10 protein-coding genes are annotated in these 12,017 nt (G+C 40.6%); 3 read left to right on the forward strand and 7 right to left on the reverse strand.

Going from position 1 to position 12,017, the window contains the following annotated elements:
• Positions 1-34: 34 nt before the first annotated feature.
• Positions 35-1,996, reverse strand: a complete 1,962-nt coding sequence (locus H5183_RS00330) for an FAD-dependent oxidoreductase (protein ID WP_145233192.1) — start codon at positions 1,994-1,996, stop codon at positions 35-37.
• A gap of 218 nt (positions 1,997-2,214) precedes the next feature.
• Here H5183_RS00330 and sppA point away from each other — a divergent pair, with 218 nt between their 5' ends.
• Together sppA and ansA are read left to right on the forward strand one after the other, a co-directional pair.
• Complete coding sequence (gene sppA, locus H5183_RS00335) at positions 2,215-4,080, forward strand: signal peptide peptidase SppA (protein ID WP_145233189.1); 1,866 nt, start codon at positions 2,215-2,217, stop codon at positions 4,078-4,080.
• Between the two features lie 70 nt (positions 4,081-4,150).
• Entirely contained in the window at positions 4,151-5,161 is a 1,011-nt protein-coding gene (gene ansA, locus H5183_RS00340; RefSeq protein ID WP_182730605.1) for an asparaginase, read from the forward strand.
• Positions 5,162-5,247: 86 nt separating this feature from the next.
• On the opposite strand, the gene gndA is transcribed toward ansA, so the two are convergent.
• The gene (gene gndA / locus H5183_RS00345) at positions 5,248-6,621 is read right to left on the reverse strand and encodes an NADP-dependent phosphogluconate dehydrogenase (protein ID WP_145233185.1); all 1,374 of its coding nucleotides are present in this window, start codon (positions 6,619-6,621) and stop codon (positions 5,248-5,250) included.
• A gap of 404 nt (positions 6,622-7,025) precedes the next feature.
• Here gndA and pyk point away from each other — a divergent pair, with 404 nt between their 5' ends.
• Positions 7,026-8,462 (forward strand): pyruvate kinase, encoded by a 1,437-nt coding sequence (gene pyk, locus H5183_RS00350; RefSeq protein WP_182730606.1) that lies wholly within the window; start codon positions 7,026-7,028, stop codon positions 8,460-8,462.
• Positions 8,463-8,567: 105 nt separating this feature from the next.
• On the opposite strand, the gene H5183_RS00355 is transcribed toward pyk, so the two are convergent.
• The 5 genes from H5183_RS00355 to infC form a co-directional block, all read right to left on the reverse strand.
• Positions 8,568-9,392 carry a LytTR family DNA-binding domain-containing protein gene (locus tag H5183_RS00355; RefSeq protein ID WP_145233180.1) on the reverse strand — a complete coding sequence of 275 codons (825 nt, stop codon included), beginning with the start codon at positions 9,390-9,392 and terminating at the stop codon, positions 8,568-8,570.
• A complete protein-coding gene (locus tag H5183_RS00360; RefSeq protein ID WP_145233178.1) occupies positions 9,389-10,462 on the reverse strand; it encodes a sensor histidine kinase in 1,074 nt (357 codons plus the stop codon). The genes H5183_RS00355 and H5183_RS00360 overlap by 4 nt, the downstream gene beginning before the upstream one ends.
• A 173-nt stretch (positions 10,463-10,635) precedes the next feature.
• Entirely contained in the window at positions 10,636-10,998 is a 363-nt protein-coding gene (gene rplT, locus H5183_RS00365; protein WP_008110477.1) for a 50S ribosomal protein L20, read from the reverse strand.
• A gap of 15 nt (positions 10,999-11,013) precedes the next feature.
• Entirely contained in the window at positions 11,014-11,214 is a 201-nt protein-coding gene (gene rpmI / locus H5183_RS00370) for a 50S ribosomal protein L35 (RefSeq protein WP_004587840.1), read from the reverse strand.
• A 208-nt stretch (positions 11,215-11,422) separates the two neighbouring features.
• Complete coding sequence (gene infC / locus H5183_RS00375; RefSeq protein ID WP_145233176.1) at positions 11,423-11,986, reverse strand: translation initiation factor IF-3; 564 nt, start codon at positions 11,984-11,986, stop codon at positions 11,423-11,425.
• Positions 11,987-12,017 lie beyond the last annotated feature (31 nt).

Here is a 12,017-nt window from a genome sequence, read left to right on the forward strand (position 1 = left end):
AACAAAGACCGCTACGATTAAAAGTTTATTTCAGTTAAATTTTACGCGCGACCTGAAGCGCTTCATAAATAGCTCGTTTTGCATCAATTGCTGATGCTAATTTGGCCCCGCCAATTACATGTACTTTAGGATTATCGATTAACCCCGACATTAATTCGTTATTAGAGACTTGCCCGATACAAGCGATCACTGTATCAACAGGTAGCACCTGCTCCTCTCCTGCCACAGTAATCTTTAGACCTTGCTGATCAAAATGATGATACTGACAATCAGCGATCTGTTTTACACCATGTTGCTTTGCAACTTGACGATGTATCCAGCCCGTTGTTTTACCAAGCTCACTGCCAAAACGCCCGGCGCTGCGTTTTAGCATAAACAATTGACGATTATCTTTATCTGGACTTGGCTGACACTCAATTCCCCACTGCGATTTAAAATCAGCAATACTTTGGTCTTTATGTTCACTTAAAAAAGCAACCATATCAAAGCCAATGCCGCCGGCACCTAAAATTGCAATCGATTGCCCTAATTCAACTTCGCCTCGAATAACTTCATCGTATGAAAAAACACGTTTATTATCCGCGCAGGTAAAGTTTGCCTCACGCGGGCGCACACCCGTTGCAAACACCACGTCATCGTATTGCTCAAGCATTTTATCGGTAAAAGGAGTATTGAGTGTTACCGTGACCTTCAGACGTTCAAGTTCATTAATAAAATAACGCAAGGTATGATTGAAATCTTCTTTACCAGGAATTCGCATCGCTAAATTAAATTGGCCGCCCATATCTGTATTTTTATCAATCAGCGTTACCGTATGACCTTTTTGCGCTAAGTAACAACTGGCAGATAAGCCCGCAGGCCCAGCACCTACAACCAACACATTTTTAGCCTTGTTGGTCAGCTCAAGAGGATAATCTAGCTCAAACCCCGCTTGAGGATTCACTAAGCATGTTGCTCGTTTACCTTTAAATACATGATCTAAACAGCCCTGATTACAGCCGATACAAATATTAATGTGTTTACTTTGTTGTGCTTGGTATTTATTAAAAAATTCTGGATCGGCTAATAGTGGTCGTGCCATCGAAATCAGATCGGCATCCCCTGCAGTTAAAATTTCATTGGCAATCTCAGGAGTATTAATACGATTTACAGCAATGACAGGAACCGATACCACTTCTTTTAAACGTTTTGAAGCTTCTTTAAATGCACCTGCTGGCACCATACTCGCAATGGTAGGTACTCGTGCTTCATGCCAGCCTATGCCAGTATTTAAAATATCAACTCCAGCCTGCTCTAATGCTTTGGCCTGGATCGTAACCTCTTCAGGTGTTGACCCATTCGGAATTAAATCCATCACCGATAATCGAAAGATAATTAAAAATTCTTTATTTACTTTGGCACGTACAGCTTTGACTATCTCTAACGCTAAACGCATACGGTTTTCTAAACTTCCACCGTATTCATCTGAGCGTTTATTGGTATGCGGTGCCATAAACTCATTAATCAAATAACCTTCTGAGCCCATCACTTCAACGCCATCGTAGCCAGCTTTTTGTGCTAAATAGGCGGAATGAGCAAAGTCTTTGATGGTTTTTTTTATTGCACTGAGCGACATTGCTTTGGGTTGATATGGGTTAATAGGTGCTTTAATTGCACTTGGTGCTTGATTAAATGGATGATACGCATAACGTCCAGCATGTAATAATTGTAAGCAAATCTTACCGCCGTGTTGATGGACAACATCAGTGTATGCACGGTGCTTAAACACATCATAATAGCTATTAAAAGACGATGAGATTGGGGTTAATTTGCCACGCAAATTAGGACTGTAACCCCCCGTAATGAGCATCGCAGTACCACCTTTAGCGCGCGCTTCATAAAAAGCACGCAGTCGTTTTCGGTTATGCCATCCCTCTTCAAGCCCCGTGTGCATTGAGCCCATTACCAAACGGTTACGTAGCTGTGTGTGTTTCAATTGTAATTGTTGTTCTAACATCCTCTGCCCCAATGAACTGGTCTAACCTCTATACATTAGCCAATTTTGCTCGATTGGCAAGCAATAAGCAACAAAAGCGATAAATTAGCTAATATTTTCACATTCTCACGGTTAAAACCTCGCTCATAAATACTTAGTTACGATTTAACAGTTAAATTAATTTTTATTCTGGGCTAAGATGGTGACAGATATAAGTTGTACCAGACTAAGGATTTATTTTGATTGCAAAGCTATTTAAAGGACTGTGGGCAGGAATTAACTTTTCTCGTCGTTTAGTCCTCAATTTTTTATTTGTGTTACTCGTTATTCTTTTCATTGTTTCAATCACAAGTGATGACAATGAAATTAATGTTGCTGACACATCTGTGCTCAGGTTAAACCTCAATGGTCCAATCGTAGAGGAAAAAGTTTACGTTGATCCAATTGAATCTGCCATCAATGACGCAACACAGAGCAACGATGAGCCCGCTGAAATTTTACTTGATGATATTATCAATGTAATTGATCAAGCCACTGAAGATAAACGCATTAGTGTGATCTTGCTGGATTTACAAAAAATGCCTAGCGCGCATTTAAATAAATTAAAACAAATCACTCTAGCGTTAGAGCGGTTTAAAGCGAGCGGCAAAAAAGTAATTGCCTCTGGTTATTATTACTCACAAGCACAATATTACATTGCTGCGCACGCTGATGAAATATCTATGCACCCTTATGGTGGTGTAGAGATCCAAGGCTTTGGCATGTACCCGTTATATTTTAAAGATGCGCTTGAAAAACTCGGTATCACTCAGCATATTTTCCGTGTTGGTACATTTAAATCGGCTGTTGAACCGTTTATTCGTAACGATATGTCAGATGCAGCAAAAGAAGCTAATAATGTATGGCTAGGTGCATTGTGGAAAGAATACAAACAAGACGTTGCCGCTGTGCGCCCATTTGATGAAGCAAACTTTGATGAAACAATGGACGTGTTTCTGGCAAAAATGCAAGCAGTTAATGGCGATTCAGGTAAATATGCCCTTGAACATCAATGGGTTGATTCTTTAAAAACCAATCAACAAGTGCGTCAACAATTAATTACCTTAGTAGGCACTGAAGAAACAGGCAAAACCTTTAACCAAGTATCGTTTAAAGAATATCTCTCATTAGTTAAATCGCCGATTGAGTTTGATAACCCAATGACAGAAAAAGTCGCCGTTGTGGTTGCACGCGGTACTATCTCTGACGGCGAACGTAAAGCCGGTGAAATTGGTGGTGACTCTACAGCGGCTTTACTACGTAAAGCACGCTTAGATGATAAAGTAAAAGCGGTTGTACTGCGTATTGATTCTGGCGGTGGCAGTATGTTTGCCTCTGAAGTTATTCGTGCTGAAGTGCTTGCTCTTAAAGCAGCTGGTAAACCAGTGGTTGCTTCAATGAGCTCAGTAGCAGCTTCTGGCGGCTACTGGATTGCCTCTGCTGCCAACGAAATTTGGGCAGCGCCGAGCACAATTACCGGCTCAATTGGTGTATTTGGTAACTTTATGACCTTTGAAAACACCATGGCTAAATTAGGTGTTTATTCAGATGGCGTTGCCACAACTGAAATGGCTGGTCTATCAATCGCTCGCCCGCTTAATGAAAAAATGGCACAGGTTATTCAACTAAGTGTAGAAGATGCTTATCAACGCTTCTTAGAGGTTGTTGGTGAAGCACGAAATATGACCCCTGAGCAAGTTGACTCTATTGCACAAGGCCGTGTTTGGATTGCAAGCCAAGCGCAAGAGCTTGGCTTAGTTGACAAATTAGGCAATAAGCAAGACGCTATCAAAGCGGCAGCTGAACTGGCTAAGCTTGATTTTTATGAAGTTAAAACCATTAAGCAGAGTCTATCAGCGGAAGAGAAATTAATGCAGGATATTTTTGGAAATGCATCGATTAGATCGCTAATTGGCTCACAAAGTACGCTACAAAACGCACTCTCAAACCAAGCATCTATCAATGGTTTAGTTAAGCAATTAACAACTGAGGTTGAAGGTCTAAAAGATTACAACGATCCGCAAGGCATTTATGCCCGCTGCTTAGTGTGTAATATTTCGCAATAAATAGTGTATAGGCTGTAATCGCAGCAACTAACCGTTATACTAAGCCCAGTTTTTTTACTGGGCTTTTTTTATGAAACGTAAACGTATTTATATCGCATATACTGGCGGTACGATTGGGATGAAAAAATCGAGTCGAGGCTATATTCCCGCTGAAGGTTTTTTAACACAAACCGTAGAAAACAATGCCGAATTTAATCGTGATGAAATGCCCTTATTCGATATTCACGAGTATTGCCCGCTGATTGACTCATCAGACATGTCCCCTGCTCATTGGCAACTAATTGCTGATGATATTAAAAGTAAATACCAAGATTATGATGGCTTTGTCGTGCTTCATGGTACAGATACCATGGCGTATACCGCATCTGCTTTGTCCTTTATGTTTGAAAACTTAACAAAGCCAGTGATAGTGACAGGCTCGCAAATTCCACTGTCGCAATTGCGCTCTGATGGCCAAGTAAATTTACTTAATGCGATGTATTTAGCGGCTAATTATCCGATTGCTGAGGTTAGTCTATTTTTCAATAATCAATTATTTCGCGGCAATCGTGCAACTAAAGCACATGCCGATGGCTTTGATGCCTTTGCATCCCCTAACTTAGACCCACTGGCTCTCTCAGGTATCAATATTCAATTATTAAAAGGCCAGTTGAGCCCGTATGTTGAAAATGAGCTGCAAGTCACCAACATCACGCCGCAACCTATTGGTGTTTTATACTTGTATCCAGGGATCAGTCATGCTGTAGTTAAAAGTCTGGTAAACGACAATATCAAAGCCCTCGTATTATTGAGCTTTGGTGTGGGCAATGCACCACAAGATCCAGACTTTTTAGAGATCCTCTCCAGCGCAAGTAAGCGCGGTATGGTTATCATCAATTTAACCCAGTGTTTAAAAGGGCATGTAAATATGGGCGGCTATGCAACTGGTAACGCATTACTTAACATTGGTGTGATCAGCGGTTACGATATGACCTTAGAGGCATGCTTAACTAAATTACACTACTTATTTAGCCAAAAGCTTGAAATTGAAACTATTCGCCATTTAATGCAAGACAACTTACGTGGTGAGTTAAGCAGATAAGCTGAGCGCTTTATAATAAAAACTATTTTTTTAAACTAAAAAGGCACGCTAATTAGCGTGCCTTTCATTTTAACTTATTGGCCTAATTAACGTACTTTCGCGTCAATCTCTACTAAATCAGTTAAATGACATACCTCACCACTATGAGTTTTAATGCCATGCTCACCAAAATAATCTCGCTGTGCTTGTACTAGATGACCATTGCTTGGTGTCGTCAACGTCGCAAAATACGTTTGCGTTGAGCTAAGTACCGGAAATGCTAATCCAGTCATCATTGCTTGACCTGTTATTTTACGCAGCGCTAATGACTCTTTTTCTAAAGTGTCGATAAACTCAACACCTTCAGCGATGTTATCTAAGTAATCAGCACGGATAATACAACCAGCACGCCATGTTTGCAGTGTTTTAGATAAATCGACTTTCCATTGATGTGCACGTGATGCACCTTTGATCAGCGCAAGGCCTTGACGATAAGCCAGTAAACTTGCAAACAAGAAGGCATCTTTAAGTTCATCTAAATCTAATTCAACCTGTGAAGTTGATTTAGCTGCATACGTCATTTCTTTCGCTGCATGTGTGTCACCAGTATTGGTTAAGTGACGCGCTTGCACAGCTGCAACCAATGAAGGAACGGCGATACCCAGTTCTAATGCATTTTGTGCCGTCCACAAACCCGTGCCTTTCGCGCCAACTTTATTATCAATCAAATCAACCAACGCTTCACCCGCATCGGTTTCTAACGATAAAATATGACTTGAGATAGATAATAAATAGCTATTGAGTGTGCCTTCAGACCATTGATTAAAAATCTCTGCAACTTCATGTGGAGTGCGGTTAGTGCCTAAGCGTAATAATTGATACATTTCTGCGATTAGTTGCATTAACGCATATTCAATTCCATTGTGCACCATTTTTACAAAGTGACCACTGGCTGATTGACCAACACGGGCAAAACACGATTCACCTTTGTAGCTTGCTGCTACTTTTTCAAACCATGGCTCAACGCGTTCCCAGCCGCCTTCTGAACCACTTGCCATCATCGCAGGACCATGACGCGCGCCTTCAGCACCGCCAGAAATCCCCATAGTGGCAAATTCAAATTTATTTTGATATTTTAGTTTACGAGTAATACCGTCTTTATAATTACTATTGCCACAATCGACGATAATATCGTCACAATCAACGCCTGCATCAACTAAATCGCTGCAAACTTTATCGACTAACTCACCCGCTGGCACTAATAACAAAATTGAGCGAGGCGGCGTTAACCGTTTTACCATATCACCTAAATCAGACACAATGTGCAGACGATCTGCCATGCCTTGTAATTTAGCACAGCTTAATAGCTCTTCGCCCGCGTCTGGGTTTTTATCATAAGCTACTAGCGTCATCCCTTGTTCAATCAAGTTGAGAGCAAGATTTTTACCCATAACGCCTAACCCTACTAATGCAACTTGCATTTAGTGTCCTCCTCGGTAACAACTATTGGTTAGTAAATGAAATAATACCGCGCGCATTATATACCCAAGCCACTTAAAATTGCGAGCCTAGACAACAGATACAACGCTTTGCGCAAGACAAACACGCAAGATACAGTGATTATATCAAACAACCGTTGCCTCGGGGCGATAAATTTTCCTGATATGGATTTCTGAGTCGAGCATTGACGAGACCTGACACCGGTGTCATAATGTGGTCATAATTTTTTTGTATAAAATAATGACAGCTTTACACGTTACCTTGATGTCAACGCGCTATTTGCTGTCAGTAAAAACTGTATTATGCGTGTCAGTTAAACTAACACCTATAAATAACGAAAAACCGTCAACCTGCTTACAACATTGTAAGCCTACAGGAGAATTTGATGCTTAGACGCACAAAAATAGTCGCGACCCTTGGACCTGCAACCGATCGAGATAACAACTTAGAAAAAATAATCCGTGCTGGTGCAAACGTAGTGCGTTTGAATTTCTCACACGGCATTGCACAAGATCACAAAGACCGTGCCCAAGCAGTGCGTGACATTGCCAAAAAACTAGGCAAGCACATTGCTATTTTAGCCGATCTACAAGGCCCAAAAATTCGTGTATCGACATTTAAAGATGGCAAAGTAACGCTACCTGTTGGTGCAAAATTTATTCTTGATGCAAAAATGGAAAAAGGCCTAGGCGATATCAACGCCGTAGGTATTGATTATAAAGAATTACCACAAGATGTTGCCCCTGGTGACTTACTACTTTTAAACGATGGTTTAATTCAATTAACAGTAGTAAATGTTGAAGGTCATTTAGTGCATACCACAGTAACTGTTGGTGGCGTGTTATCTAACAATAAAGGCATCAACCGCTTAGGTGGTGGTTTAACTGCTCCAGCCTTCACTGATAAAGATAAAGAAGATTTATTAACTGCAGCAGAAATTGATGTTGATTATATCGCAGTATCATTCCCACGCAGTGGCGACGATATGCGTTATGTGCGTTCACTAGCTGAAGCTGCAGGCTCTAAAGCACAGCTTTTAGCTAAAATTGAGCGTGCTGAAGCCGTTGAAACGGTAGAAGCAGTTGATGATATTATCCTTGCTTCAGATGCGGTGATGGTTGCTCGTGGTGACTTAGGTGTTGAAATTGGTGATGCTGCCTTAATGGGTAAACAAAAACTCATTATCCGTCGTGCTCGCTCACTTAACCGTACCGTGATCACAGCAACACAAATGATGGAATCAATGATCGATAACCCAATGCCTACCCGTGCAGAAGTTATGGATGTTGCCAACGCAGTCCTTGATGGCACTGATGCGGTAATGCTTTCAGCTGAAACAGCGGCAGGCGATTACCCAGAAGAAACCGTGGCAACCATGGCGCGCGTTTGTTTAGGGGCAGAATCACAAAAAGAAACTCACGTTTCTAAGCATCGCTTAGATAGTCGTTTCTCTTCTAATGCAGAATCAATTGCATTGTCAGCTATGTATGCGGCAAACCATTTAGATTCAGTAAAAGCGATTATTACTTTAACTGAATCAGGTAGCACAGCAAAATTGATGTCACGTATCAGCTCTGGCTTACCTATTTATTCATTGTCTCGTCATGCCAGTACACTTGGTCAAACAGCATTATATCGTGGTGTTTACCCGGTATTCTTTGACTCAACACAATGTGAAAAAGATAACATGGTAAAAGATGCCCTTAACACACTTGTGAATGCGGGTTCATTACAATCTGGCGATACTGTGATCATCACTCATGGTGATGCTATGGAAACGATTGGTGCAACCAATACTATGAAAATTGTTACTGTTGCTTAATTAACGCAGTTATAAAAAAACGCGAGCCAAGGCTCGCGTTTTTTTATTTAAAACACATGGTTTAATTTACTTCGTTATATAACAGCTATTGAGCCCGTTTCTAAGTTAACTTGCTAACGCAGCTTTTACTTTATCGCGATAACTACGGCTTACTTTTAATTCTTGGCCGTTCTCAAGCACTAATAAATACTCACCACTTACCTGAGTTACAAGCTTGCTAATTTGTTTAGTATTTACAATCGCACTGCGATGGACACGTACAAATAGCTGAGGATCAAGTTCCTGTTCTAGTTCTTTCATAGTTTTTCGTAAAATATGCGTTTGACCATCTTGGCAATGTAAACACATATAGTCACCAGCGGCATCAACCCATTGAATTGTCGCTACAGGTACACGGATTATTTCACCCTGCTCTTTCACCGCTAAAGATTCTGGGTAACGGCGATCTGTTAATGTATCGCCAGTTGCCAGTTTTTTCAAAATCTCTTCACAATTATTACCAGTAATTCCAGCTACAAAACTCGCCAATTTCTTTTTATGGGCGTTGTCTTGTTGCGTCTTCAAGTAGGTATGCACTTTTTCTACCGCCTGTTTTAGTCTGTTGTCGTCGACTGGTTTAAGGATGTAATCTAAAGCATGGATCTCAAATGCTTTGACTGCGAACTGATCAAATGCGGTTACGAATACAATAGCAGGTAACGCTCTGACACTTTCACTGAGTGCTCTGGCAACCTCAAACCCATTCATTCCAGGCATTTGAATATCTAAAAAAACTAAATCTATTTTCCCTGCTTGGCATGCATCGATAGCCTCTTGACCAGAGTTACATAACTTAATGACTTCGATATCATCAAACTCCTCTAATCTTACCGCTAACCCTCTACGGGCTAATGGTTCATCATCGACAATCAGGGTCTTAATCTTGCTCATTTCTTCACAGCCTTCTCAAACGGAACGCGCAGATTCACTTTCAATCCACTTGGCGTATTATGTGATAACACAAACGAATAGTTATTTTCATACAAAGTTTTCAGGCGGTCTTTCGTATTTGCCACCCCTACCCCTTGTGAATTAACTAATTGGCCATTAAGTAATTCAGTACCGGGGCCATTATCGCCTACTTCCAATAATAGTTCATTAGCAAAAACTTGTGCTTTAATATCAATTACTCCCCCTTCGCTAAGATGAGCTATTGCATATTTAATCGCATTTTCGATGATCGGTTGCAATATTAAACTCGGCACTAATGCATTTTTTGCTTCATCACTGATTTGCACATTCACTTGCAACCGTTCATCAAATCGTACTCGCTCTATTTCAAGATAAAGCATCAGTGCATGCAACTCTTGTTCAAGTGGGACTTTTTTTATCGGATCGGTATTGAGTGTATAACGTAAAAAGTCGCTCAACTTTGACACCATTAAATTAGCATCTTTATTCTCTTTTACCAAAATCAACGTAGATATAGCATTAAGAGTATTAAACAAAAAATGAGGATTTAATTGATAACGTAGCATTTTCAGTTGTGCTTCATGCGCCATCGTTGTTGCTTTAAGGGCTTTTTGGCGCTCACTTTGCAGTAGTTGATAATATTTAATGCCAAAGTACAAACCACTCCAACAAAGAATAATATAAACCGAATCTAAGCCTTGTTGCAGATAGTAAAACCATTCTGTAGGACGATAACCATGGCGATAAATCTCCCATAAATTAAATTTTTGTATTACCGCCCATAAAGTGCCTGTAATGTACGAAGCGCCGAACACTACTAACATTAAAACCCAAGGAGATGCATTCCAGGCTTTGCGATACATATAGCGCAATGGCACAGTCATTAAACACCCGGCGTAAGCATTGAGTACGATCACAAATACATAAATATCGCGCATCTCAAAGACTTTTGAGCCAATGTAGTTAACAAGTGCATAACCGATCCAACCCGCAATCTGTAATACCCAGAAAAAGCGTTGGCGGTTATCAACTAAGGATTGCCAATTCAAAATAGTTAATTACCTCATTTATTTGTAATTATTATATAGCGTTAGCGCGGTTGGGATCACTACCGACTATCTCGCTTTTCACGAGCCTTACCGCAAATAACTGTTGGTGAAAACTTTATTTTAGCCACAAAAAAAGGAGCCATAGGCTCCTTTTTAATACTTATTTTAAAAGCTTAAGCTGCCGCTAGGCCTTCTTTAGCTTTTGCAACAAGCGCTGCGAATGCAACCTGGTCATAAACAGCGATATCTGCAAGGATCTTACGATCGATTTCTACAGATGTCTTTTTAAGACCATTGATAAAACGGCTGTAAGACAGACCATTTTGACGTGAAGCAGCATTGATACGTGCAATCCATAATTGACGGAAAGTACGTTTCTTCGCACGACGGTCACGGTAAGCGTATTGACCCGCTTTAGTAACAGCCTGGAAAGCTACGCGGTAAACACGTGAACGTGCTCCATAGTAACCTTTTGCTTGTTTTAAAACTTTTTTGTGACGTGCACGTGCGACAACGCCGCGTTTAACTCTTGCCATTTCTAAAAACCCCTATTAAGCGAATGGTAACATACGTGAAACTAGACCATGGTCGTTCTTATGAACCATCATCTTAGGACGTAGGTGTAACTTACGCTTAGAAGTTTTCTTAGTCAGAATGTGACGAAGATGCGCTTGTTTACGCTTGAAACCGCCAGAAGCAGTCTTTTTGAAACGCTTAGCCGCGCCTCTGTGACTTTTTAGCTTATAAGCCATTGCAATAACTCCAAATGTATTGCTTTAAAATTAGTAAGCAGGCGTGAGATATATTGCTATAGCTCCACTTTTAGGCCTAACTTACTGCCATATTCCGGTGAAAACCCAACATAAATGCTGCAGTTTTACTTTATTACCGGTTAGCACAGGTGAATATTTGCATATTACTTGGTGACCTGAGCTAAATTCGCTGCGTATCTTAGCTTGTTTATTGCTTTTTAGCAACAGGCGCCATCATCATAACCATTTGGCGACCTTCAACACGATTAGGGAAAGACTCAACAACTGCAAGCTCTTCCAAATCGCCTTTGATACGGTTTAATAATTCTATACCAATTTCTTGGTGGGCCATTTCACGACCACGGAAGCGGATGGTAATCTTAGCTTTATCGCCACCTTCTAAGAACTTACGTAAGTTGCGAAGCTTAACCTGATAATCACCTTCATCCGTGCCAGGACGGAATTTGATTTCTTTTATCTGGATTTGCTTTTGCTTCTTCTTCTGCTCTTTTAGTTCTTTGCTTTTTTCAAAGATGAACTTACCGTAGTCCATGATTCTACAAACAGGCGGCTCAGCATTTGGGCTAATCTCTACTAGATCAACACCAGCGGCATCAGCCATAGTTTGCGCGTCTTTTAATGACTGAATTCCAGCTTGCTCGCCTTCAATGTCAATTAAGCGAACTTCTTGAGCTGTAATTTCTTCGTTAATACGATTTTTTTGGGCTGTTTGTTGCCCTTTCTTGCCGCCTCTAATAGTACGTTCCTCCAAGAATATCAAATAATAAGCGTGTAGTTAGCAA

This window comes from Pseudoalteromonas sp. SR44-8 (assembly GCF_014163635.1).
Classification (GTDB): Bacteria; Pseudomonadota; Gammaproteobacteria; order Enterobacterales; family Alteromonadaceae; genus Pseudoalteromonas; species Pseudoalteromonas rhizosphaerae.